This window comes from Exiguobacterium sp. CH10 (genome assembly GCF_018617635.1).
Lineage (GTDB): Bacteria > Bacillota > Bacilli > Exiguobacteriales > Exiguobacteriaceae > Exiguobacterium > Exiguobacterium aestuarii_A.
On sequence record NZ_JACSKO010000002.1, the window covers coordinates 301,577 to 325,440 of the forward strand.

A 23,864-nucleotide genomic window follows, 5' to 3' on the forward strand; every position below is an offset into this window, starting at 1 on the left:
ACATCTTCCTAGGCTGCGAGAAGATGGAGGTCGGCCGACCGAAGCTATTCTGGAGTCCCCACTCAACCTGGGCGCCTCATCCACGTTAACGGATGTTCGAGGCACGGTGTTTACCGTGCGAACGAGGGTGGTACCACGAAGCGATGCTTTCGTCCCTTTCCACAGGGGCAGGCATCGCTTTTTTTTCGTTTCGTTCAGAAATAAGGAGGAATTGTTCATGAAACCGCTCAAATCATTGACTGGCGCACAGATTCGCCAAATGTACTTAGATTTCTTCAAATCAAAAGGTCACAGCGTTGAGCCGAGTGCGTCGCTCGTACCGGTCGAAGATCCGACTCTTTTATGGATCAACTCAGGTGTAGCAACATTGAAGAAATACTTTGATGGACGTGTCATCCCAGCGAACCCACGAATTGTCAACGCACAAAAATCGATTCGTACGAACGATATCGAGAACGTCGGGAAGACAGCACGTCACCATACGTTCTTCGAAATGCTCGGAAACTTCTCGGTCGGAGAATACTTCCGTGAAGAAGCGATCACATGGGGCTGGGAACTCTTGACGAGTGACGAATGGTACGGTCTCGACCCAGATCGCCTCTCGGTCACGATTCACCCAGACGATGAAGAATCAAAACAAATCTGGTTGAACCTCGGCATGCCGGCTGATCGCATCATCCCACTTGAAGATAACTTCTGGGAAATCGGCGAAGGCCCATCTGGTCCGAACACCGAAATCTTCTTCGACCGTGGACCAGCGTTCGGAGACGACCCGACAGACCCTGAACTCTATCCGGGTGGAGAAAACGAGCGTTACCTTGAAATCTGGAACATCGTGTTCAGCCAGTATAACCATGACGGGCACGGGAACTATACAGAGCTTCCACGTAAAAACATTGATACAGGGATGGGACTCGAACGGATGGCGAGCGTCCTTCAAGACGTACCGACAAACTTCGATACTGACCTCTTCATGCCAATCATTCGTGAAACAGAAAAAATCAGTGGCGACGTATATCGTCAAGACAGCAGCAAAGACGTTGCCTTCAAGGTCATCGCTGACCACATCCGTACCGTATCGTTCGCAATCGGGGACGGTGCACTCCCATCGAACGAAGGACGTGGATATGTCCTCCGTCGTCTGCTCCGCCGTGCGGTCCGCTATGCGAAGATGCTTGGCATCGAGCGTCCGTTCATGCATGAACTTGTTGACGTTGTCGGTGACATCATGGTCGACTTCTATCCACAAGTGAACGAGAAGAAAGACTTCATCAAGAAAGTCATCAAGAACGAAGAGGAGCGTTTCCATGAAACGTTGAACGATGGACTCGCAATCTTGAACGAAGTCGCGAAAGCACAAAAAGCAGCAGGAGCAAACGTGATCAGCGGTCAAGACGCGTTCCGTCTCTACGACACGTACGGTTTCCCGCTCGAATTGACAATCGAATACGCTGAAGACCATCAGATGACGGTCGATGAGGACGGCTTCAAGGAAGCGATGAATGAACAACGTGAACGTGCACGTCAAGCGCGCGCTGACGTCGAATCGATGCAAATCCAGTCTGGCGTACTCGCGGACATCACGATGCCATCGACATTCCTCGGATACAACAACCTTGAGACGAACGCGAAAATCGTCAGCTTGATTCACGATGGGGAACTCGTTGACGTCGTTGCTGCAGGGGAAGAAGCACAAGTAATTCTCGATCAAACGCCATTCTACGCTGAGAGCGGCGGTCAAATCGGTGACAAAGGTCAAATCGTCGGGGAAGACTTCCTTCTTCGCGTAAAAGATGTGTCGAAAGCACCGAATGGTCAAAACTTGCACACGGTCACAGTCGAGTCAGGCGTCGCGAAAGCGGAAGTGGCAGTGACGGCGACCGTTGACCAAGACTCACGTCAAGCAATCGTGAAAAACCATACGGCGACGCACCTCCTTCATCGTGCTTTGAAAGACACGCTCGGCGAGCACGTCAATCAAGCTGGGTCACTCGTGACACCAGATCGTCTTCGTTTCGACTTCTCTCACTTCGGTCAAGTGACAGCTGAAGAGCTTCAATCGATTGAGCGTCAAGTGAACGAGAAGATTTGGGCATCAATCGGTGTCGACATCGAAGAAATGAATATCGCGGATGCGAAAGCAAAAGGTGCGATGGCACTCTTTGGTGAGAAGTACGGCGATGTCGTTCGTGTCGTATCGGCTGGGGACTACTCGGTTGAGCTTTGTGGTGGATGCCACGTATCTAACACGGCTGAAATTGGACTCTTCAAGATCTTGTCTGAATCAGGAATCGGTGCAGGAACGCGTCGAATCGAAGCGGTCACAGGTGCTGGCGCATACGAAGTAATGAACCAGCAAATCGAGACGCTCGAAGCGGCAGCGAAACTGTTGAAGACGAAACCACTCGAGGTTCCAGCACGTGTTCAAGCACTCCAGGCTGAAATCAAAGACGTGGAGCGTGCTTCAGAGTCGCTCAAAGCGAAACTTGCGAATATCGAAGCTTCTTCATTGACGGATGCAATCGAAACGATCGGTGACGTTCAATTGATTGCGAAGCGTGTCGATGGACAAGACATGGACGCTCTCCGTAGCATGGTCGACGACTTGAAAGGGAAACTCGGTTCTGCCGTGATTATCCTCGGGTCGGCAAATGGTGAGAAGGTCAACCTCGTCGCAGGTGTGACGAAAGACTTGAACGACCGTGGCTTCCATGCCGGAAAACTCATTAAAGAAGTCGCAACACGCTGTGGTGGCGGTGGTGGCGGTCGTCCAGACATGGCACAAGCAGGTGGCCGTGATGCAACAAAACTGGACGAAGCATTGAAGTTTGCTTCACATTACGTTCAATCACTGGCATAATAGAGTGTGAAGTGCAAACGGAAAGAGGTGGATTCTTGTGAGCCAAATGGATCGCACGATGCAATTCAATTTTCCAGAAGATGATCAACGTGCTAACACACGTGAGACGCTGATTACGGTATATCAAGCACTCGAGGAAAAAGGTTATCAACCGATCAATCAAATCGTGGGATACTTATTGTCAGGTGACCCCGCCTACATCCCACGTCATAATGATGCGCGAAACTTGATTCGCAAAATTGAGCGGGATGAACTTCTCGAAGAGTTGGTCAAATCGTATTTGAACGATCGTAGAGAGGATTAATATGAAGCGAGTCATGGGACTCGATGTCGGATCGAAGACAATTGGTGTCGCGGTGAGTGACCTGATGGGATGGACGGCACAAGGTGTGGAGACGGTCTATTGGACCGAACCCGACTTTGACGAAGCCGTCCGTCTCCTTCGTCCGTTTATCGAGCAGTACGATGTGAAAGAAGTCGTCGTCGGTCACCCAAAAAACATGAATGGGACAGTCGGTCCGCGCGGTGAGGCGTCAGAGGCGTTTGCCGAGGCGTTCACAGAACAGACAGGCTTACCTTGCGTGTTGGTGGATGAGCGATTAACGACGATGCAAGCGGAACGGATGCTCATTTCAGCAGATGTCAGCCGCAAAAAGAGAAAAGCGGTCATCGACAAAATGGCGGCCGTGATGATTTTACAAAACTACCTGGACCGTTCCGGGAAATAAGGAGGAATCTCTCATGGCAGAAATCCGTCGTGAAGAAGAAATGTACCGTATTCCAGATGAAAATGGAGACGAGCATTTATTTGCAGAAATTTTCCGTATGACAAGCGACCGTTCGAAGAAAACATTCGTTGTACTCGAACCAGTCGGCGCTCCGGAAACAGAAGATGAAGACACAATCGAAGTATACGCATTTGAAATTGAAGAACTTGAAGATGGCGAATTCATCTTGAAGCTCGTCGAAGACGATGAAGACTTCGAAGAGGTCATGGAAGCATTCGATATCGTCAATGACGAAGTCGGTCTAGACTAAATAGGGGACGGGCGGCTAGGGATTTCCCTCGTCGCCTCTCTTTATAAAATGAACAGGGGAGAAATGCATGAATCATCCATCTATGTCAGATGAGAAACGTGCCCGCAACCGGATTGTTCGTCGCATCACGGTTGTCATCCTTGCCATCTTCCTTCTCGTCATCGCCACAGGCTCGGCACTCGCTTACGTCTTCGTGAAGCGCTCCGTCGAACCGATTGATCCGACATCGACGGAAACCGTTGAGGTCGAAGTCCCACTCGGTGCTGGTTCGGGATACATTGGTGAATTACTAGAAGAGAATGGGCTTGTAAGGAGTAGCACGATTTTCCGTTTCTATACACGCTTTAAAAACGAGTCATCGTTCCAAGCGGGGACGTATACGTTGTCACCATCTCAATCAATCGATGAGTTGATTGAAACGTTGCAAACAGGTAAAGTCATTGTGGTTCCTGATATCAAGCTCGTCATTCCGGAAGGGTTCACAATCGACCAGGTCATCGCGCGACTTGCGAAAGAGGCCGATATTCCGAAAGAAGAGATTTCCGAACAATTGAGTGACCGTGAATATATCAGTTCGCTCGTGAACGAGCATGAGATGTTGACGGAGGAAGTATTGCAGGAAGGTATTTACCATCCACTTGAAGGATACCTGTTCCCGGCAACATATGAATTCAATAAAGGGGTAACACTCACTGAAATCATCGATGAGATGCTACTTCCTACTGAAAGTATGTATCAAGAGTACAAAGGTCGTTTGGCTGATTCAGGACGCACCTTCCATGAGACGCTCGCGCTCGCATCAGTTGTCGAGAAAGAAGCTGTATCGACGGAAGACCGGAAAGAAATTGCCGGTGTTTTTGAAAATCGCCTAAACGACGGCATGAAATTACAGTCTGACCCGACCGTCTGGTACGGTACGGGGGAGACATCGATTTTCACTTCATTCGCAGACTTGGAGAACGATTCCTTATATAACACGTATCGTTATGAAGGGATTCCGATCGGTCCAATCGCGGCTGTCAGTCGCGATGCGTTTGAGGCGGTACTCAACCCGAACGACACAGAGAACATTTACTTCTATGCACGCCCTCCACGTGAAGGGTTCCCGAATGGGGAAGTCTTGTTCGAAGTCAATTATGAGGACCATCAACAAAACGTCAATAAGTACCGTTCCGAATGGGAAGCGTTTGAAGAAGCGAACAGTAATTGATGGGACGACCGGAAGCGGATGCTTCCGGTCGTTTGAATGAAGAGAGTTAAGAGGTGGAACGAGTGGACCATGCATCCTATGAGGGATATGTAGAACAATTGATCAACGACCGCTCTCCGCTGTTGACGGAGATGGAGGCATTTGCGCGAGAACATCACGTTCCAATCATGGACCTGACGGGCTCTGAAGTGCTTCTCTCGTTGTTGGCGATGCAGCGACCGACCCGTATCCTTGAGGTGGGGACGGCAATTGGCTACAGTGCAATCCGTATGGCAGAGTTGTTACCAGATGCCGAAATCGTCACGATTGAACGAAATGCTCGTCGATTCGAAGAGGCGACTGGCTTTATCGGACGATCTGATGTTCGCGATCGCATCACTTTGATTCACGGTGACGCCGTTGAATTGATTGGTTCGATTGAAGGTGAGTTCGATGCCGTGTTTATTGATGCGGCAAAAGGACAATATCAAAAATTTTTTGATGGGTATGGCGCTTTAGTACCAATTGGTGGTACGATTTACAGCGATAATTTGTTTTTACGAGGGGACGTCTTACTCGAGGACGTGTCAGTACTTGACCGACGTCGACGCCGACTTGTCCGTCTCGTGAAGCAGTTTACTGAGCAATTGATGGCACGGACCGATTATCATACTGCAATTTTGCCCCTTGGTGATGGCCTAGCAATCAGTCGTAAATTACGATGAGGAGGACTTAACTTTGATGCAACATAAACCCGTCATTATTGGCGTGGCCGGGGGTACCGGATCTGGAAAAACGACCGTGGCCCGAGCGCTCGTCGATGCGTTTAAAGGTCAATCGGTCGTCATGATTGAACAAGACGCGTATTATAAAGATCAATCTGAAATGACGATGGAGGAGCGGTACAAGACAAACTACGACCACCCCTTCGCCTTTGATAACGATTTGCTAATTGAACATATCCAACAATTGCAACAACATCAGGCTGTCGAGAAGCCGGTATATGACTACGCGGCCCATACGCGCTCTGATGAGACGATCTTGATCGAACCGGTCGATGTCGTCATCGTTGAGGGGATTTTAGCACTTGAAGATGCCCGTTTGCGTGAATTGATGGATATTAAGGTGTTCGTGGATACGGATGCTGACGTTCGCATCTTGCGCCGCATGCAGCGGGATATCAATGAACGTGGACGTTCGATTGATTCGGTCGTGGCACAATACACGAATGTCGTTCGTCCGATGCATTTGCAGTTCTGCGAGCCGACGAAGCGGTATGCGGACATCATCGTTCCTGAAGGCGGAGAAAACTTTGTCGCAATCGATTTACTCGTGACAAAGATCCGTTGGGTGCTCACTGAGCGTAATCGCGCGTGAGGAAATAAATCGTTTTCAATTTACCCTAGCTGTAATATACTAGGAGACAATGAAGGAGTGACAGAAATGGCTGAAAAACAACACTATATGACGTTAGACGGAAAAGCGAAGATCGAGAATGAATTAAACGAACTGAAGACGGTCCGCCGTAAAGAAGTCGTTGAAAATATTAAGATTGCTCGTGATTTCGGTGACTTATCGGAAAACGCGGAATACGACGCGGCGAAAGAAGAACAAGCGATGGTCGAAGGACGAATCGCACAATTAGAAGAAATGCTCCGCAACGCAGTCATCATTCAAGATGATGCAGGCGATAACTCGGTTGTCTCAATCGGGAAAACAGTAACGTTCTTCATCCAAGAAGATAACGAAGACGAGACATACACAATCGTCGGTGGTGCCGAGGCAGACCCGTTCACAGGGAAAATCTCGAACGAATCACCAATCGCGAAAGCACTTCTTGGCCGTACGATCGGAGATGTGGTCACGGTTCAAACACCAGGTGGCGACATGATCGTCGAAATCAAAGAAATCAAATAAGTTGTTGAGCGACCTCCATCTTGGAAGTCGCTCTCTTTCTGAGGAGGAATCGGAATGAAAGTTGGAATCATCGGTGCGATGGAAGAAGAAGTGAATTTGCTTCGGAATGAACTAACTGAACGTAAAGATACAGAAATCGCAAGCTATCATTTTTATGAAGGGTATCTTGGAAACATGCAAGTCGTCATCTTGAAGTCAGGCATCGGGAAAGTCAATGCCGCCATCGGAACGACACTTTTGATTGATAAGTTCAAACCGGACGTCGTCATTAATACGGGTTCTGCCGGCGGATTTAAAAAAGGGATGAAAGTCGGTGACGTCGTCGTCTCAACGGAAGTACGTCACCACGATGTTGACGTGACAGCATTCGGCTATGAGTACGGACAAGTACCAGGAATGCCACCAGCATATGAAGCTGATCCAAAGCTCGTCAGCGTCTGTAAAGATGTGATTGAAAACTTACCGGACGTGAACGTACATCAAGGATTGATCGTAACGGGAGATTCGTTCATCAACGACTCGAAACGTGTAGCAGACATCCTTGGCCATTTCGATGGCGTTGCTGCCGTCGAGATGGAAGCTGCTCCGATCGCGCAAACGTGTTACCAATTCGGTGTCCCGTTCGTCGTCACACGCTCGATTTCAGACAGCGCAGACGAAGAGGCGAACCTATCATTTGATGAATTTTTAGAAACGGCATCGATCAACTCTGCGAAGATGGTCATGGCTGTCACGAAACGTCTCGAACAAGCTTAATCGATTGATCATGAGGAGGATGCATTGACATCCTCTTTTTATTCCCTTATATTAGTACCAGATACTAAGAATAGGGGTCGACGATATGAATATTGGAATCATCGGCATCGGATCGTTCTTACCGGACAATCGGGTGACAAATATCGATTTAGAAAAACGAATGGATACGAGCGATGAGTGGATTCGTACGCGTACAGGCATCGAGGCACGGCATTTAGCAGAAAGTGACGTAACAGTCTCAGATATGGCAACACGTGCCGCAGAACGGGCGTTACAGAGCGCTGGGGTCACCATCGATGAGATTGAAGCGATTGTCTGTGCGACGGCAACTGCGCCAGCTTTCCCGGCAACCGCGTGCGTGGTTCAGGCGAACCTTGGCGCGAAAGCCGCTGTGGCGTTCGATGTCAGTGCAGCATGTAGTGGATTTATCTTCGCAATGGATACAGCGAAAAGCCTGATGGATTCGAAAGGCTTCAAGAAAACGCTCGTCATCGGAGCAGAGAAGATGGGAAGTTTGATTGACTGGGATGACCGGTCGACAGCTGTCCTATTTGGAGACGGAGCTGGAGCTGTCGTACTCGGGGAAGACGAGATCGCTTCAATCGACTCAATCGTACTTGGAAGTGACGGGACAGGTGGCAAACACTTGTACGAAAACGATGAAGGAAAGATCGTCATGAACGGTCGCGAAGTGTTTAAGTTCGCCGTACGGAAAATGCCGGAGATCGTGCTCGAATCGTTAAACAAGGCCGATAAGTCGTTGAACGACCTCGACGTCCTTGTGCCACACCAAGCGAATCGTCGAATCATCGATGCGGCGATGGAACGGTTAAACTTAGAAGAAGAGAAAGTCGTCATGACCATTCAAGACCATGCGAACACATCGGCGGCATCGATTCCGCTCGCCTTAGCGGAAGCCGTCAAATCTGGTAAAATCCAAGACGGACAAACAATCGTCATCGCAGGTTTCGGAGCTGGACTCACGTGGGGTGCAAGCTGTCTGACATGGAATCATGCAACAATTACGGAGGGGAATCATCTATGAAACGAGTAGTAGTGACAGGATTAGGAGTCGTATCACCGTTAGGAAACGACGTGTCGACAATGTGGGACCGTCTTTTAAAAGGGGACAACGCAATCGATACGTTGACGAAAATCGACATCAGCCAATATCCGGCGAAAGTCGGAGCGGAAGTAAAAGAGTGGAACATCGAACACTTAGTCGAACCAAAGGAAGCGCGTAAAATGGATTCTTTCATCCAATACTCACTATTGGCGGCAGACGCTGCCCATAAAGACAGCGGACTCGATGTAAAAGCGATTGCTGATGAAGTCGGAACGTGGATTGGGAGCGGAATCGGTGGCGTTGAAACAATCGACAAGCAGTCTGCCATCCTTCATGACCGTGGCCCTCGTCGTGTGAGCCCGTTCTTCATTCCAATGATGATTCCGAACATGGCGAGCGGACAAGTGTCGATTTACCTCGGGGCTAAAGGACCGAGTAACTGTTCCGTGACAGCATGTGCATCAGGAACGAACTCAATCGGAGAAGCGTTCCGCGTCATTCAACGGGGAGATGCGATTGCCATGTTCGCCGGTGGAGCGGAAGCGCCGATCACACCACTCTCGTTCGCAGGCTTCTGTTCGAACAAAGCACTTTCTACGAATCCGGACCCGAATACAGCGTGCCGTCCATTCGACGAGAATCGCGACGGGTTTGTCATGGGTGAAGGCGCTGGCGTACTCGTATTAGAAGAGTATGAACATGCGAAGGCACGTGGAGCGAAAATGTATGCAGAAGTCGTCGGATACGGGATGAGTTCAGACGCATATCACATCACTGCTCCATCACCAGAAGCAGAAGGCGGGTCAAAAGCGATGAGTGAGGCGATTCGCGATGCGGGAATCAAGCCAGAAAACGTTCAATACATTAACGCACACGGGACGAGCACACCGCTCAACGATATGCTTGAGACGAAAGCGATTCGTCGTGTGTTCGGGGAACACGCGGACAAACTCGCAGTCAACTCGTCGAAATCGATGATTGGTCATCTTCTCGGAGGAGCAGGTGGCGTCGAGGCAGTCATCACAGCCCTTTCGATTCATGAAGGGAAGATTCATCCGACGATCAACTGTGAATCACCTGCAGCAGATTGCGACCTTGATTATGTACGTGAAGGAAATCGGGAACTTGACATTCAGTATGCACTCAGTAACTCACTTGGCTTCGGGGGCCACAATGCGACACTCGCATTTGCGAAAGTGACGAACTGACGGTAGAAAAATCATTCAAAAAAGGTTAGGGTATAAGGGTTGGTCTAACAGAAAGGAGTGCAACGAATGAACAAGAAATCATTCATCGTGGCCGCCTTGTTAGGTTCAGTCCTTATCCTTTTTTTATTTATTTGGAACGAACAACGAGAGCAGTCACGTGAATTACTACCACCAGAAGAACAAACGATAACGATTAATGGGGAATCTCTTCCGACTCAACCAGACGTCATGCTCGCGATTGACCCGGCATCCCAAACCGTATTGTCACATCTATATGAAGGACTCTATCGGTTCGGCACAGATGGGGCGATTGAACCGGGACTCGTCGAGAAGTTAGAACGATCTGAAGACGGAACGGTCTATACGTTCACATTGAAAGAAAGTGTGACGACAGAAGGGAATGCAGTTACCTCGCAGACGTTCGTCGACCATTTCCGTAAACTCGTCGATGACGAGACGAACTCACCATTTAGTTTTTTACTCGCGGATGTCCAATCTGCGAAAGAAATCGGACTCGGACAACAAGAGCCCGATACGTTAGGTGTTCGAGCAATTGATGAGCGAACGCTGGAGATCACACTCATCCGTCCGATGGAAGGGTTCGAAGAAATTTTCGCTATGCCAGCGTTTTTACCACAACCATCCGTGACATCATGGGATGAGTTAGAAACAAACGGTCCGTTTGAATTTGATCGAATGGATGATACAAGCATCTCGTTACATAAAAACGAAACGTATCGTGAAGCCGACAACGTTACGCTTGAAACAATCACCATCCAAAGTGAATCAAATTTGACTGAGACGTTTGGGATGCACCCGATTCCTTATGACTTCGACACTTCTACCATTGATGAGGAAGTCATGAATATTGAGGACGTTCCGCGAAGTGGCGTGTTTTATTTAAAACCGAATGTTGAAAAAGCACCATTCGATGATGTTGCGTTTCGACAAGCCCTTGCACTGACGCTTGAGCGGACAAAACTCAAAGAATCGCTTGCACGAGCGGAACAAACGACGGAACGGCTTCTCGTCATGGATGAAGAGGCTGCAGTTGCAGAGTTGGAAGGTGATGCCAACCAATTATTTGAAACCGTGAAAAAACGGTTAAAAACGGAAACGATCGAGATTGAATTGCTCAGCTTTGTCGATGAAGAAGCACGTGAAATTTCGACAAGATTAAAAGAGAATTTGGAACAATTGGACGGGTTGACCGTCAAGATTGTAGAGCTTCCACTTGGAGATAAAGTTAGGAAAGAAGTCTCAGGAAATTATTCCTTTTCGTTGTCAGGATGGCAACCGGACTATCCGCTGCTATCTGCTTATTTGACTCAATTCGAGTCTGACGATGTGCTAAACTCAAGTCGTTATGCAAATGAGTCGTACGATCAACTGATGGATCGAGCCCGTTCAACTGAGAGTTTGGACGAGCGTAATATCATTTTACGAAACGCGGAAGCGAAGCTGTTAGAAGAGGCGGTTGTTATGCCAATCTATCAAGCAGGACGTTCTTATTTGGTTGAAAAAGGATACGATCAGATCGGTTATCCGGTCATCGGTCCTTCATATGTCCTAACCTTTTCAAAAAAATATGAAAATTGAGCTAAAGGCCCGCCGCTCTAGGCGGGCTTTTTGACTATAGAGAAAATTTTTTAGAAAAATCAAAATAAACACTTTGCAAAATTATCAGAATATTGTATTATTGCATCAACGGGATTTTGGTAACAAATACTGTCAGAAGAAATGACTGAATTTTCTACCATCATTCACTTCGTTAAAACGAAAAAATCAGGGGGTCATCGCAATGAATAAGAAAAAAGGTTTTGCTTTAGCATCTTCGGTTACACTTCTTTCAAGTGCTTTCCTAGCTGCATGTTCGACAGGGGATGAAGACACAGGGTCTTCAAATGGATCAGGTTCGGAAGGTTCTGCAGACGAAGCGCAAGTCCTCAACTTGCTTGACGGTTCAGACATTCCTTCCCTTAACCCAACACTCGCAACGGACGCTGTATCGTTCAACGTATTAAACAACGTTAACGAAGGTCTTTACCGCATGGACGAGAACGATGAGCCAACTCCAGGTATGGCTGAATCTCACGAAGTTTCAGAAGACGGGAAGACGTACACGTTCAAAATCCGTGAAGGCGCGACTTGGTCAAACGGGGAGCCTGTCACAGCGAACGACTTCGAATACGCTTGGAAAGAAGTACTTAACCCAGATAACGCTTCACAATATGCATACGTTATGTCACCAATTGAAGGTGCTGACGAGTATAACACTGGCGAAGGCGAACGCGATGCAGTAGGCGTTAAAGCACTCGACGATCAAACACTTGAAGTTAAATTGAAAGCTCCAGCTGACTACTTCCTCGGATTGACAAGCTTCGGCGTGTTCATGCCAAAACTTGAGTCATTCGATAAAGAGCAAGGCGAAAACTTCGGTACATCTGCAGAGACAACTCTCTACAACGGACCGTTCAAACTCGACAGCTGGGAGCGCGAGCAAGGCTGGAAAATGGTCAAGAACGAAGACTATTGGGATGCTGACACAGTTAAACTTGAAGAAATCAACGTTAAAGTCGTTAAAGAAGTTTCAACAGGTGTTAACTTGTATGAAAACGGTGACGTTGACCGCACAGGCTTGACTTCTGAGCTCGTTGCACAATATCAAGATAACGAAGACTTCTCAACTGTCGTTGAACCAACACTCTTCTACCTTCAGTTCAACACTGCTGTGGAAGCGCTTGACAACCAAAAAATCCGTAACGCGATTGATCGCGCATACGATAAAGCTGCAATCTCAGAAACACTTCTTGCGAACGGTTCAATCCCTGCAAACTACTTCGTACCAAAAGATTTCGCAACAGGTCCAGACGGGAAAGACTTCCGTGAAGGAAATGGCGACATCGGTGGATACAACGTGGAAGAAGCTCAAAAGCTTTGGGAAGAAGGTCTTTCTGAGCTCGGAACGGATACAGTTGAGCTTGAACTCCTCAACTATGACTCAGAGTCTGCGAAGCAAATCGGTGAGTTCATCAAAGGTGAACTTGAGAAGAACCTTCCAGGTATGAGCGTTTCAATCAAACAACAACCGTTCAACAACAAACTTGACCTTGAAAACAAAGGAGAGTTTGAGTTCACATTCGCTGGTTGGGGTCCTGACTACCAAGATCCAATGACATTCATTGACCTCTTCGTCACAGACGGACCATACAACCGTGGTAAGTGGTCGAACGAAGAGTTCGATAAACTCATCGCGGATGCGAAAGCAAGCACAGATCCAGCTGAGCGTTGGAAGCAAATGCAAGATGCTGAGAAGATCGTTCTTGAAGAGAGCGTCATCTCACCAGTTTACCAACGTGGATCAGCTCGTCTCACGAAGCCATATGTTAAAGGTATCGTTGAGCACGCATTCGGTGCGGACTACTCTTACAAGTGGGCTTCAATCGAAGGTAAAGAATAATTTTAATTCACGCTTACAAGAGAGACAGGGACGCCTGTCTCTCTTTTTTATGCAATTATTTATACAAAAAAAGAACTCTCGCATGGAGAGCTCTGTTGATATAAGCTTATTTTTTAATTTTGGCACGTTTACGACTGAGACCCATCGCTTTTTCGATCTTCGCGAGATTTTTATTCGCGACGGCTTCAGCCTTGGCTCGACCCGCATCGAGAATCTCATCGAGTTCTGGAGAATCGATCAATTCATGATAACGGGCTTGAATCGGTTCGAGCAAGGCGACGACCGCTTCTGCCACATCTTGTTTAAATGTACCGTAATTTGAATTCTCGTATTGCTTGACGAGGTCATCGATTGAGGTACCTGTCGATAGCGAGTAAATTTCTAACAAGTTCGAAATCCCTGGTTTGTTCTCACGGTCAAACGAGATGACGCCACTTGAATCGGTTACGGCACTCTTAATCTTCTTGCGGATGACATTCGGCTCGTCGAGCATTGAAATGTATCCTTTGGCGTTTGTGTCGGATTTTGACATTTTTTTCACGGGATTTGTGAGAGACATGATGCGTGCGCCTTCTTTTTGAATGAGTGGTTCAGGCATCGTGAACGTCTCGTAGTAACGTTTATTGAACCGTTCCGCCAAATCACGAGTCAATTCGATATGTTGTTTTTGGTCATCTCCGACAGGAACGAGTTCCGTATTGTATAACAAAATGTCAGATGCCATAAGTGTTGGATAAACGAACAATCCGGCTCCAACATTCTCATTGCCTTGCGATTTATCTTTATACTGTGTCATGCGACCAAGCTCACCCATTCCCGCGATGCATGTTAACATCCATCCGAGTTGAGCATGCGCTTTCACTTCAGATTGAACGAAGATTGTCGCTTTCTCTGGGTCGAGACCAGAAGCGAGATAAAGTGCCGCTAGTTTTCGCGTGTTGTTCATTAACTCGACACGGTCGAGTTGTACGGTGATGGAATGCAAATCAACGATACAATAATATGCATTGTTGTCATCCTGAAGATCGACGAATTGTTTCATCGCGCCTAAGTAGTTCCCGAGCGTCACGACGCCGGTCGGTTTGATTCCTGAAAAAATCGTTGCCATGTGTATACACCTCCGAAGAATATAAAAAACCGCAGTCGTCCGCCCGAATAAATCGGGACGAATAACCGCGGTGCCACCCAAATTTGCATAAACTATGCCACTTGAACGCTGTAACGGGCGTGAACCGTCTCGCCTTACTCATGTTCAAGCGAGCCACTCCGAAGTCCATTCATTCAAGTCTTTTCATCTACTCGCAGCACCGTAGACTCTCTGAGGAAAAGGGAATTTGAATTACTTGTCTTCATCCAAGTGTTCTTATTCTGCATTAAGTTTAGCATAGGATCATGCTCTCGAAAAGATTAAATCAACGCGACGAGAAACGAAAGAGCGATACTTCCCACACCGACGAACACCCAGTTCCATGCTGTTTGTTTACGGAGTTGTCGATCTTCAGGATCTTCTTCTTCATCTTCTTCATAATCCGCATCTATTTCTTTTAATTTTGCACGCCGATTTCGCTTGAACCCATACATGATCCCATCGAACAATCCAGTCGCGCTCATATGTGAAAACATCCCGATCGCAAAAGTGAGAATTCCGGAAACGAATAGTCCGCCACTCAAATGAAATAGGAAGGATTCGCTTCGGAAATACGAAAAAATGGACCAAACCGTGTATAGGATTGTGACAATCCCCCAAACAATCAATATATTTCGAAACTTTTTCAACGATGTAATCTCCTTTCACGCCATAAAGGGAACGAGCAACCGTTCCGCGTTTCTTCTATGATACTAGGAAGGTGGGGGAGAATGCGAGTATGAAATTCGAGTGGTATGGTAGCGTTTTATTATGTAGTTGACAGTTTGATTAAAAATTTCTTACAATAGCCCTAACGTTCTTTCGTCGAATACTTTATGAAATATTCAGAAAATTAAAGAAAAAGTAAGATGTTCATTCGGCGAATGGCTAGCTTTTAAAACGAAAGGGGAAATCGCAATGAAGAAAAAATCGATTTTGCTCATGATGACGATCATCTTGGCACTCGGTTCAGTACTCGCGGCTTGTTCGACAGGCGGAGACTCTGATGGCGGCAGTTCTTCTTCAAACGGAGAAAAAGTTCTTCGTTTGACGGATACGTCAGACATCACAACAGCCGATCCGGCTCTTGCTACAGATGCGGTCGCATTCAACTTGATCGCCAACACAATGGAAGGTCTTTACCGTCTTGATAAAGATGGAAATGCCGTTCCAGCTCTCGCTGAAGGCGAACCAGAAGTAAACGAAGATGAGACTGTTTACACATTCACACTTCGTGATGCTGAATGGTCAAACGGAGAGCCAGTAACAGCCAATGATTTCGTTTATGCATGGCAACGTGCCGTCGACCCTGCAACAGGTTCACAGTATGCTTACATCATGAACACAATTAAAAACGCAGAAGCGATCAACACAGGTGACACACCAAAAGAAGAACTTGGCGTTAAAGCAATCGATGAGAAAACACTCGAAGTCACACTCGAGCGTCCAGACCCATCATTCCTTTCACTTACTTCATTCGGTACATTCACACCGATCAATGAAGCATTCGCAACAGAAAAAGGCGAAGATTTCTCAACGAACCCTGAAAACCTTCTCTACAACGGGCCATTCACATGGTCAGAGTGGGATCGTGAACAAGGCTATGTCTTAACGAAAAACGAATCATATTGGGATGCTGAGAATGTTGCTCTTGACGCGGTTGACGTGAAAGTCGTTAAAGAGACATCTACAGTCGTAAACTTGTACGAAGCTGGTGACGTTGACTATGCAGGTCTCGCATCAGAACAAGTTGCTGCTTTCCAAGAAGATGAGGACTATAACACAGGACTTCGTTCTTCAATCGGATACTTCAAGTTCAACCACGAAGATGAAATCTTCAAAAATGTTGATGCTCGTAAAGCAATCGCTCGTGCGGTTGACCCATCAGGCATCATTGACCAACTTTTGAACAACGGTTCGATGGCAACAACTTCATTCATCCCGAAAGAATTCATCAAGTATGAAGACGGAACGGATTACACAGAAGGCGTTGAATATTTCAAAACTGATGCTACTGAAGCTTCTTCACTTTGGAAAAAAGCAACAGGCGGAGAAGCGACTACCATCGAACTCCTCTCGTTCGATAGCGAAGTTTCAAAACAAATCTCTGAGTACATGAAAGGTCAAATTGAGTCGAACTTGCCGAACGTAACGGTTGAAATCGCTCAACAACCTTTCAACAACAAACTTGAGCGTGAAGCAAACGGTGACTACCAAATGTCATTCGCACTTTGGGGACCTGACTACCAAGATCCACTTACGAACCTTGGTATCTTCACATCAGAGAATGGACAAAACGACATCAACTATGCGTCATCTGAATATGACCAGTTGATTGACGAAGCGTCTGCTGAAACAAACATCGATGCACGTTATGACTTGTTCAAAGAAGCTGAGGCTCTCTTAATCGAACAAGACCAAGCGATCATGCCAATTTATCAAGCTGGTGTGGCGTACTTGATTCGTCCAAACATCGAAAACTTTAACCGTCAACTATTCGGTGCTGATTACCAGTACAAATACGTTGATATCAAGTAATGGGATGAGGGGGCATGCGAACCGCATGTCCCCGATTTTCTAAAAAATTCTATCGACTTAAGAGAAAATACTGTTCAAATGTTTTGTTGGTAAAGTATAATGTAGTAACAGTGAAAATTCAGAATAATCTCTGAAAAGAATATTCTTTGTTTTCAGCCGCTGTGCTAAGAGCCTTGAGATGACGTATACGCTATTCTTTCAGAATATTCCTTTCATTTTGTGAATTTGAAAAATAGGTCATATGTCATAGTGAAGCTGTTGGTGCAAGTAGTAGAAAGAATTAGAAAAAACAGGGGGTTTTTATTCATGGGACGTTATATCCTACAACGGCTGACTTACGGCCTCATCACGTTCTTCTTAATTGCCACGTTCACGTTCTTCCTGATGGACCTGCTCCCAGGTTCACCGTATCAAAACCAGGAAAAACTGACAGAATCACAAATTCAATTATTGAATGATCGCTACGGACTCAACGATCCGCTTCCGGTCCGCTATGCGACGTACATTGGAAACATGCTCCAAGGTGACCTTGGCGTTTCATTCCGTACGGCGAACCGTCCAGTAACTGAATTGATTATGGAACGAATTGGTCCTTCGGCACAATTGGGGCTCCAGGCATTAGTTCTCGGAACTCTTGTAGGCGTATTGTTAGGTGTTGTTGCGGCGATTCGCCACAATACGGTCATTGACTATGGTTCAATGTTCGTATCGGTAATCGGGATTTCTGTCCCATCGTTCGTTTTTGCAGCCCTCCTTCAGTACTATGTCGGAGTTAAATTGCAATTGCTTCCGGTCGCATTCTGGGATTCTCCAGCTCATACAATATTACCAACAATCTCATTATCGCTCGGTGTCACGGCAGCGATTGCCCGTTTCGTCCGAACCGAGATGTTAGAGGTTACCGGACAAGATTACGTCACTCTCGCGAAAGCGAAAGGGTTGACGGGTAACGCCATCGTATGGAAACACATGGTTCGTAATGCGATGATTCCTGCCATCACAATTCTTGGACCGATGACAGCTGGACTCTTAACGGGTACGTTCGTTATCGAGAAAATCTTCGCGGTACCAGGCCTAGGAGAATTGTTCGTCACGTCAATCACATTGAATGACTATTCAGTCATCATGGGAACGACATTGTTCTTCTCAGGATTGTTCATTATTATCATTTTGCTTGTCGACTTGCTCTATGGGGTTGTTGACCCACGTATTCGTCTTGGGGGGAATAACTGATGATTGAAAACAAAAAGAATTACGAACAGTTCGACCAAGACATGTTCACACCTGTTGAGATGAATGAACAGCTTGGTGAACGAATCGCTGGGAAAAGTTTAAACTTCTGGCAAGATGCATGGATGCGCCTAAAGAAAAACAAAGCGGCCATCATCTCGCTATCAATTATTTTAATTCTCGTTGCACTTGCATTGTTTGGACCGATGTTATCGGCTCGTGATGCGTATGAACAAAACATTTCACAAGCGAAACTTCCGCCAAAAGTCACAGGTCTTGAATGGGCTGGATTTGATGGGATGGCGACACTCGGTGGACGCGATATCGACTTCTACGAACAAAAGAATGTAGAAGAGAACTTCTGGTTCGGTACGGATTATCTCGGACGTGATCTCTGGTCACGTATTTGGGAAGGGACTCGTATTTCCCTCTTCATCGGTTTCGTTGCGGCCATCATCGATACATTGATTGGTGTCGCATACGGTGGTGTCTCAGCTTACTTCGGTGGACGTACGGATAACATCATGCAACGTATTGTTGAGATTTTGACAGGTGTACCTAACTTGATCTTAATCATCTTGTTCATCTTGATTTTTGACCCTGGTGTATTCACCATCATCCTCGCCATGGCCATTACTGGTTGGATCGGGATGAGTCGACTCGTTCGTGGTCAGATTTTGAAACTTAAAAACCAAGAGTTTGTCTTGGCAGCTCGCACACTTGGTGCATCTAGTACGCGTTTAATTTTCAAACACTTGATTCCAAACACATTGGGTGCGATTATCATCACGCTCATGTTCACGATTCCATCTGCCATCTTCTTCGAGGCATTCCTCAGCTTTATCGGGATCGGGCTTCAACCGCCACAGGCATCACTCGGTACGTTGATCAACGATGGATACAAAGAACTACGGACATTCCCGTTCCTTCTTATCATCCCGTCGGTCATCATCGTCTTGCTCATGGTCAGCTTCAACTTGCTTGCCGATGGCTTGCGTGATGCGTTCGATCCGAAAATGCGTAAATAAAAAAGAAAGAGGGGGACTCGTGCATGGAAACGATTTTATCAGTCCGAGACTTAGAGGTCTCGTTCCACACATATGCAGGAACGGTTCAAGCCGTTCGTGGCGTATCGTTTGATTTGAAAAAAGGCGAGACGCTCGCCATCGTAGGAGAATCGGGTTCAGGTAAATCCGTCACTTCGAAGGCAATCATGCGTCTCATTCCGAACCCTCCAGGTGAAATCACGAACGGAGAAATCATGTTCGAAGGGAAAGACTTGGCGAAACTCTCGGAAAAAGAAATGCTCAAAATTCGTGGTCGCGATATCGCAATGATTTTCCAAGACCCGATGACATCACTCAACCCGACAATGACGATTTACAAACAAATCGCAGAAGGGTTGAAACAGCACCAAGGATTGACGGGGGAGGATGCGAAAAAACGTACTCTCGAATTGTTGACACTTGTAGGGATTCCAAACCCAGAAGCGCGTTTGAAACAATATCCACACCAACTCTCTGGTGGGATGCGTCAGCGTATCGTTATCGCGATTGCACTCGCATGTAACCCGAAAGTGTTGATTGCCGATGAACCGACAACTGCACTTGATGTTACGATTCAAGCGCAAATTCTTGAATTGTTAAAAGATATTCAACAAAAAACAGGCACAGCGATTATTTTCATCACGCACGACCTTGGCGTTGTTGCGAACATGGCTGACCGTGTTGCTGTTATGTATGCAGGTCGTCTCGTTGAAAAAGGAACGGTTGATGAAATTTTCTACGAGCCACGTCACCCATATACATGGGGACTTCTTGGATCGATGCCGCGTCCGACAGATGACCGTAACGAAGCGTTACCTGCAATCCCGGGTACGCCTCCGAACTTACTCGATCCTCCAAAAGGGGATGCATTCGCACCGCGTAACCCATACGCTATGAAGATTGATTTTGAGAAAGAGCCACCGATGTTCCAAGTGAGTGATACACACTTTGCATCTAGTTGGTTATTACACCCACAAGCACCAGCGGTTAGTCCGCCACGTGCGATTCGTGAACTCGCTCTCAAGTATCGTCCGGACAGTGCGTTCGCAAAATCGTTTACGAAAGGTGGTGCTGAATAATGGAACGCGAGAAATTACTCGAAGTAAAAAACCTGAAGCAGCACTTTAAAATTGGCCGTGGCCGCGTCGTCAAAGCGGTCGACGGAATCTCGTTTGATATTTTCAAAGGTGAAGTGCTCGGACTCGTAGGAGAGTCTGGTTGTGGGAAGTCTACGACAGGACGTACGATCATCGGTCTTTATGACGCGACTGACGGCGACGTTGTGTTCAAAGGCGAAAACGTCCACGGTAAAAAATCAAAAGCAGACAAGTTGAAATTCAACCGTGCTATGCAGATGATTTTCCAAGATCCATACGCATCGCTTAACCCGCGTATGACGGTTGCGGATATCATCGCAGAAGGGATTGATATTCACGGTCTTGCGAAGACGAAAGAAGATCGTATGAACCGTGTGTATGACCTTCTTGAAACGGTTGGTTTGACGAAAGAGCACGCGAGTCGTTACCCACACGAATTCTCGGGTGGACAACGTCAGCGTATCGGGATTGCCCGTGCCCTTGCGGTTGAGCCAGACTTCATCATCGCCGATGAACCGATTTCTGCACTTGACGTTTCGATTCAAGCGCAGGTCGTCAACTTGATGAAAGAATTGCAACGCGATCGCGATTTGACGTATTTGTTCATCGCTCACGACTTGTCGATGGTTAAATACATCTCTGACCGTATCGGTGTTATGTATCAAGGTCACCTCGTAGAGCTTGCGACAGCAGATCGCCTTTATGAGAACCCAATTCATGCGTACACGAAATCGCTTCTATCAGCGATTCCGCTTCCGGACCCGGAGCATGAACGTACACGTAAACGGATCGTATACGAGTCAACTTCGAAAGGTCCAGTCGGACGTTCGGATGAAGATTCAAGTATCCCACCACTTCGTGAAGTCGAGCCAGGACACTACGTCTCACTCACGGACGAAGAGTACGAAGCATACAAAGCACAACTGGTTTAATGTGAAAACCCTGACTTCTAAATGAAGTCAGGGTTTTTTAGCGCAAAAAAAAGTCACCTAATGGAATAGGTGACGGGTTATCCGTTTGAAATGCGTGGCAAATTCGAGAGACGTTCGACAATCGCGTCGATTTGACGGACACGAGCTAACGCATCTTCGATTTCCATTGTCTCATAATGGTGAAGACCGCCCGGCTGCTCCACGAACGTATCTGCGTCGTGAACGAGCTGTTGAAGCGGGGTCCGTTGAATTCGGCTTGGTGGTAAATAGGAATCGGTATGCAAGAGAATCATAACAGAAATCTCTTTGGCACGGGCGGGGTCTTCCCCGAGACGAATGAGTAGCTTGTGCGCCCGTTCGGCACCTTTAATCGCATGAATATCGTTCTGGCGATATAAGTCATAATTCCACTTACCTTCTGTATACCATTCATAGTGACCGATATCATGAAGTAGCGCAGCTTTCGTCGCTAAATCTGTATCGAGACCACGTTTTGTTGCCATTTCGAGAGCGCGTTCACAAACGTCTACAGCATGTTTTAAGCCTGATCGAGTTAAATATTTTTGGGTAACCGGATGTCCCATAATGGTTTCTAATGTGATTCTCATCATCGCTCTCCTCCTTAAATAGAAAAAGGTTATTTCTATAAACTATACAGGTTTTCTCTACGTAATGCAAACGATATCTATGTAAAGAAATGTTGAATTCGTAAGAATGATTCACATTTCACAAACTAATGTGCTATAATTTACTTGTAGATTAGTGCAAGTTCAAGATTTTCAGAATCGGTAATGCTCGGTCGGTTGCTTACGCTGTACGGGGGTGAGAGGCCATGAAAGAACGTGACAAAGTTCTACGAGAGAAAAAACGACTTTTGAAAGAAGTGTTGAAGAAAAAGTTGAAAGACTTGCAAGTCAAGCCAGGGAAAGAGACGGTATCTCAACCAGTGTCTCGAATCCCAGCATCTTGAGAGGAGTCGTTCAAGGTCGCATTCAACGAATGCGCCCTCTTTTCATATCTGAATGATAAAGAATATCATTGAAGTTTTAATAATTAAGAATTATTATAATTAAGTGGATGCAAATTTGGGTATACAAATAGAGTCACTTAAAAAGATGGACGCATACTCGATCAGGGAGGAAGAAAAATGGTCACACTTTATACGTCTCCAAGCTGTACATCTTGCCGAAAGGCACGGGCTTGGCTCGAAGAACACGATATCCCGTTTACAGAACGAAACATATTTTCAGAACCGCTCTCACTGAATGAGATTAAACAAATCTTACGTATGACAGAAGATGGAACGGATGAGATTATTTCGACCCGTTCTAAAGTCTTTTCTAAAATCGATGTATCCGTTGATGCGTTATCGCTTCAACAATTATATGATCTGATTCAAGAATATCCGGGCTTACTACGTCGTCCGATTTTGATTGATGAGAAACGTCTACAGGTCGGATACAACGAAGATGAGATTCGCCGATTCTTGCCACGGAAGGTTCGAACGTTCCAATTGCAGGAAGCACAGCGACTTGTGAATGAATGAGAGCATACTGTTTAAGCAGTGTGCTTTTTATTATTGATTATTTCCTATAAAATATAGTTATAACCCGTCATTAAGATTGAACGATGGCAAAAAGGGTACAAAGATAACAAGACAATTTCCCCTCTCCTCCTTATGTGAATTGGGAGCGAGGTGAGAAGGGAGTGGACAATCGTGAAAATTGAGCGCATCAATGACAATACCGTCAAATTTTTCATCACATATGTGGACATCGAAAAACGTGGTTTCGCACGTGATGAAATTTGGTACAACCGAGAACGTGGCGAGCAGCTGTTCTGGCAAATGATGGACGAGGCTCACGAACGTGAAGACATCTCGTTTGATGGTCCACTGTGGATTCAAGTCCAAGCTTTTGAAAAAGGTCTAGAAGTGACCGTGACAATTGCGAAAAATGTGATGGATACGGAAGACGATTCTGAACTCGGTTCGCTTCTTCGCTCGGCGATTGATGAAGCACGAGATCAACAATCGGTACTCGATCAATTGAGTGAGTTGGATGAACTCGAAGCGGAAGCAGATGCTTGGGCGCCACTCGCAATGGAAACAGATGATTTCGAGGCGATCATTTCACTGAGTAAGCGTGCAGGTGACACGTTCAGTGATCTTGATTTGAAACTATATCATTATCAAGACCGTTACTATTTGTGGATTGATTTCCCGGATGAAATGGAACCTGAAGACGAAGAGAATGCACTCAGTCTTTTGGCAGAATATTTAACATTTAGTACACAGACGCAACCGATGCTTGAAGAGTATGGTAAACTCATTCTCGATGGCGATGTCTTTGCGAAAGTGCGTCACTACTTCTAAATGATCAATCGCCTGTTCAGACGGACA

The 23,864-nt window shown here is 46.5% G+C and carries 24 protein-coding genes and 1 other annotated feature; of the genes, 21 read left to right on the forward strand and 3 right to left on the reverse strand.

Going from position 1 to position 23,864, the window contains the following annotated elements:
• Nucleotides 1-217: 217 nt before the first annotated feature.
• From alaS to KNP04_RS08385, 13 genes are all read left to right on the forward strand, one after another.
• The gene (alaS, locus tag KNP04_RS08325) at nucleotides 218-2,860 is read left to right on the forward strand and encodes an alanine--tRNA ligase (RefSeq protein WP_214819481.1); all 2,643 of its coding nucleotides are present in this window, start codon (nucleotides 218-220) and stop codon (nucleotides 2,858-2,860) included.
• 37 nt (nucleotides 2,861-2,897) lie between these two features.
• Entirely contained in the window at nucleotides 2,898-3,164 is a 267-nt protein-coding gene (locus tag KNP04_RS08330; RefSeq protein ID WP_015881196.1) for an IreB family regulatory phosphoprotein, read from the forward strand.
• A gap of 1 nt (nucleotide 3,165) precedes the next feature.
• Nucleotides 3,166-3,588 (forward strand): Holliday junction resolvase RuvX, encoded by a 423-nt coding sequence (gene ruvX / locus KNP04_RS08335; protein WP_015881197.1) that lies wholly within the window; start codon nucleotides 3,166-3,168, stop codon nucleotides 3,586-3,588.
• Between the two features lie 13 nt (nucleotides 3,589-3,601).
• Nucleotides 3,602-3,898 carry a DUF1292 domain-containing protein gene (locus tag KNP04_RS08340; protein WP_078146594.1) on the forward strand — a complete coding sequence of 99 codons (297 nt, stop codon included), beginning with the start codon at nucleotides 3,602-3,604 and terminating at the stop codon, nucleotides 3,896-3,898.
• 67 nt (nucleotides 3,899-3,965) lie between these two features.
• Nucleotides 3,966-5,108 carry an endolytic transglycosylase MltG gene (mltG, locus tag KNP04_RS08345; RefSeq protein WP_214785243.1) on the forward strand — a complete coding sequence of 381 codons (1,143 nt, stop codon included), beginning with the start codon at nucleotides 3,966-3,968 and terminating at the stop codon, nucleotides 5,106-5,108.
• A gap of 62 nt (nucleotides 5,109-5,170) precedes the next feature.
• The gene (locus tag KNP04_RS08350) at nucleotides 5,171-5,812 is read left to right on the forward strand and encodes an O-methyltransferase (RefSeq protein ID WP_214748553.1); all 642 of its coding nucleotides are present in this window, start codon (nucleotides 5,171-5,173) and stop codon (nucleotides 5,810-5,812) included.
• Between the two features lie 16 nt (nucleotides 5,813-5,828).
• Nucleotides 5,829-6,464, forward strand: a complete 636-nt coding sequence (gene udk, locus KNP04_RS08355; RefSeq protein ID WP_074035132.1) for a uridine kinase — start codon at nucleotides 5,829-5,831, stop codon at nucleotides 6,462-6,464.
• A 66-nt stretch (nucleotides 6,465-6,530) separates the two neighbouring features.
• The gene (greA, locus tag KNP04_RS08360; RefSeq protein WP_074035127.1) at nucleotides 6,531-7,004 is read left to right on the forward strand and encodes a transcription elongation factor GreA; all 474 of its coding nucleotides are present in this window, start codon (nucleotides 6,531-6,533) and stop codon (nucleotides 7,002-7,004) included.
• 54 nt (nucleotides 7,005-7,058) lie between these two features.
• A complete protein-coding gene (mtnN, locus tag KNP04_RS08365) occupies nucleotides 7,059-7,760 on the forward strand; it encodes a 5'-methylthioadenosine/S-adenosylhomocysteine nucleosidase (protein WP_214760592.1) in 702 nt (233 codons plus the stop codon).
• Nucleotides 7,761-7,845: 85 nt separating this feature from the next.
• Nucleotides 7,846-8,805, forward strand: coding sequence for a beta-ketoacyl-ACP synthase III (locus KNP04_RS08370; protein WP_214875327.1), 960 nt, complete (start codon nucleotides 7,846-7,848; stop codon nucleotides 8,803-8,805).
• On the forward strand, nucleotides 8,802-10,034 hold the full coding sequence (gene fabF / locus KNP04_RS08375) for a beta-ketoacyl-ACP synthase II (RefSeq protein WP_214875328.1): 1,233 nt from the start codon (nucleotides 8,802-8,804) through the stop codon (nucleotides 10,032-10,034). The genes KNP04_RS08370 and fabF overlap by 4 nt, the downstream gene beginning before the upstream one ends.
• Before the next feature lie 66 nt (nucleotides 10,035-10,100).
• Nucleotides 10,101-11,633: a peptide ABC transporter substrate-binding protein gene (locus KNP04_RS08380; RefSeq protein ID WP_214875329.1), complete on the forward strand. Its 1,533-nt coding sequence runs from the start codon at nucleotides 10,101-10,103 to the stop codon at nucleotides 11,631-11,633.
• A 202-nt stretch (nucleotides 11,634-11,835) separates the two neighbouring features.
• Nucleotides 11,836-13,494 (forward strand): peptide ABC transporter substrate-binding protein, encoded by a 1,659-nt coding sequence (locus KNP04_RS08385; RefSeq protein ID WP_214875330.1) that lies wholly within the window; start codon nucleotides 11,836-11,838, stop codon nucleotides 13,492-13,494.
• A gap of 106 nt (nucleotides 13,495-13,600) precedes the next feature.
• On the opposite strand, the gene trpS is transcribed toward KNP04_RS08385, so the two are convergent.
• Both trpS and KNP04_RS08395 read right to left on the reverse strand, forming a co-directional pair.
• Nucleotides 13,601-14,602, reverse strand: coding sequence for a tryptophan--tRNA ligase (gene trpS, locus KNP04_RS08390; protein ID WP_214875331.1), 1,002 nt, complete (start codon nucleotides 14,600-14,602; stop codon nucleotides 13,601-13,603).
• Between the two features lie 50 nt (nucleotides 14,603-14,652).
• Nucleotides 14,653-14,859, reverse strand: a binding site (T-box leader).
• Nucleotides 14,860-14,901: 42 nt separating this feature from the next.
• Nucleotides 14,902-15,270, reverse strand: a complete 369-nt coding sequence (locus tag KNP04_RS08395; RefSeq protein WP_214875332.1) for a DUF3899 domain-containing protein — start codon at nucleotides 15,268-15,270, stop codon at nucleotides 14,902-14,904.
• Nucleotides 15,271-15,538: 268 nt separating this feature from the next.
• On the opposite strand from KNP04_RS08395, the gene KNP04_RS08400 reads away from it, so the two are divergent.
• From KNP04_RS08400 to KNP04_RS08420, 5 genes are all read left to right on the forward strand, one after another.
• Nucleotides 15,539-17,158 carry a peptide ABC transporter substrate-binding protein gene (locus tag KNP04_RS08400; protein WP_214875333.1) on the forward strand — a complete coding sequence of 540 codons (1,620 nt, stop codon included), beginning with the start codon at nucleotides 15,539-15,541 and terminating at the stop codon, nucleotides 17,156-17,158.
• Between the two features lie 306 nt (nucleotides 17,159-17,464).
• Entirely contained in the window at nucleotides 17,465-18,391 is a 927-nt protein-coding gene (opp3b, locus tag KNP04_RS08405; RefSeq protein WP_214748439.1) for an oligopeptide ABC transporter permease, read from the forward strand.
• On the forward strand, nucleotides 18,391-19,416 hold the full coding sequence (gene opp3C / locus KNP04_RS08410) for an oligopeptide ABC transporter permease (RefSeq protein ID WP_412093968.1): 1,026 nt from the start codon (nucleotides 18,391-18,393) through the stop codon (nucleotides 19,414-19,416). The genes opp3b and opp3C overlap by 1 nt, the downstream gene beginning before the upstream one ends.
• A gap of 23 nt (nucleotides 19,417-19,439) precedes the next feature.
• Nucleotides 19,440-20,513, forward strand: a complete 1,074-nt coding sequence (locus KNP04_RS08415; protein ID WP_214695470.1) for an ABC transporter ATP-binding protein — start codon at nucleotides 19,440-19,442, stop codon at nucleotides 20,511-20,513.
• A complete protein-coding gene (locus tag KNP04_RS08420; protein WP_074035095.1) occupies nucleotides 20,513-21,463 on the forward strand; it encodes an ABC transporter ATP-binding protein in 951 nt (316 codons plus the stop codon). The genes KNP04_RS08415 and KNP04_RS08420 overlap by 1 nt, the downstream gene beginning before the upstream one ends.
• A gap of 77 nt (nucleotides 21,464-21,540) precedes the next feature.
• On the opposite strand, the gene KNP04_RS08425 is transcribed toward KNP04_RS08420, so the two are convergent.
• Nucleotides 21,541-22,074, reverse strand: a complete 534-nt coding sequence (locus tag KNP04_RS08425; RefSeq protein WP_074035089.1) for an HD domain-containing protein — start codon at nucleotides 22,072-22,074, stop codon at nucleotides 21,541-21,543.
• 221 nt (nucleotides 22,075-22,295) lie between these two features.
• On the opposite strand from KNP04_RS08425, the gene KNP04_RS08430 reads away from it, so the two are divergent.
• The 3 genes from KNP04_RS08430 (at nucleotide 22,296) to mecA (ending at nucleotide 23,837) form a co-directional block, all read left to right on the forward strand.
• A complete protein-coding gene (locus tag KNP04_RS08430) occupies nucleotides 22,296-22,433 on the forward strand; it encodes a hypothetical protein (RefSeq protein ID WP_015881216.1) in 138 nt (45 codons plus the stop codon).
• 177 nt (nucleotides 22,434-22,610) lie between these two features.
• Nucleotides 22,611-23,009, forward strand: a complete 399-nt coding sequence (gene spxA, locus KNP04_RS08435) for a transcriptional regulator SpxA (RefSeq protein WP_015881217.1) — start codon at nucleotides 22,611-22,613, stop codon at nucleotides 23,007-23,009.
• A gap of 171 nt (nucleotides 23,010-23,180) precedes the next feature.
• Nucleotides 23,181-23,837, forward strand: coding sequence for an adaptor protein MecA (gene mecA, locus KNP04_RS08440; RefSeq protein ID WP_214695474.1), 657 nt, complete (start codon nucleotides 23,181-23,183; stop codon nucleotides 23,835-23,837).
• Nucleotides 23,838-23,864 lie beyond the last annotated feature (27 nt).

Coding starts and splice junctions, on each gene's coding strand:
- ruvX (WP_015881197.1), top strand. CDS start 3,166: ATGAAGCGAGTCATGGGACTCGATGTCGGATCGAAGACAATTGGTGTC.
- KNP04_RS08385 (WP_214875330.1), top strand. CDS start 11,836: ATGAATAAGAAAAAAGGTTTTGCTTTAGCATCTTCGGTTACACTTCTT.
- KNP04_RS08400 (WP_214875333.1), top strand. CDS start 15,539: ATGAAGAAAAAATCGATTTTGCTCATGATGACGATCATCTTGGCACTC.
- greA (WP_074035127.1), top strand. CDS start 6,531: ATGGCTGAAAAACAACACTATATGACGTTAGACGGAAAAGCGAAGATC.
- trpS (WP_214875331.1), bottom strand. CDS start 14,602: ATGGCAACGATTTTTTCAGGAATCAAACCGACCGGCGTCGTGACGCTC.
- alaS (WP_214819481.1), top strand. CDS start 218: ATGAAACCGCTCAAATCATTGACTGGCGCACAGATTCGCCAAATGTAC.
- spxA (WP_015881217.1), top strand. CDS start 22,611: ATGGTCACACTTTATACGTCTCCAAGCTGTACATCTTGCCGAAAGGCA.
- KNP04_RS08425 (WP_074035089.1), bottom strand. CDS start 22,074: ATGATGAGAATCACATTAGAAACCATTATGGGACATCCGGTTACCCAA.
- fabF (WP_214875328.1), top strand. CDS start 8,802: ATGAAACGAGTAGTAGTGACAGGATTAGGAGTCGTATCACCGTTAGGA.
- KNP04_RS08340 (WP_078146594.1), top strand. CDS start 3,602: ATGGCAGAAATCCGTCGTGAAGAAGAAATGTACCGTATTCCAGATGAA.
- opp3C (WP_412093968.1), top strand. CDS start 18,391: ATGATTGAAAACAAAAAGAATTACGAACAGTTCGACCAAGACATGTTC.
- mtnN (WP_214760592.1), top strand. CDS start 7,059: ATGAAAGTTGGAATCATCGGTGCGATGGAAGAAGAAGTGAATTTGCTT.
- KNP04_RS08380 (WP_214875329.1), top strand. CDS start 10,101: ATGAACAAGAAATCATTCATCGTGGCCGCCTTGTTAGGTTCAGTCCTT.
- KNP04_RS08370 (WP_214875327.1), top strand. CDS start 7,846: ATGAATATTGGAATCATCGGCATCGGATCGTTCTTACCGGACAATCGG.
- udk (WP_074035132.1), top strand. CDS start 5,829: ATGCAACATAAACCCGTCATTATTGGCGTGGCCGGGGGTACCGGATCT.
- opp3b (WP_214748439.1), top strand. CDS start 17,465: ATGGGACGTTATATCCTACAACGGCTGACTTACGGCCTCATCACGTTC.
- KNP04_RS08415 (WP_214695470.1), top strand. CDS start 19,440: ATGGAAACGATTTTATCAGTCCGAGACTTAGAGGTCTCGTTCCACACA.
- mltG (WP_214785243.1), top strand. CDS start 3,966: ATGAATCATCCATCTATGTCAGATGAGAAACGTGCCCGCAACCGGATT.
- KNP04_RS08430 (WP_015881216.1), top strand. CDS start 22,296: ATGAAAGAACGTGACAAAGTTCTACGAGAGAAAAAACGACTTTTGAAA.
- KNP04_RS08420 (WP_074035095.1), top strand. CDS start 20,513: ATGGAACGCGAGAAATTACTCGAAGTAAAAAACCTGAAGCAGCACTTT.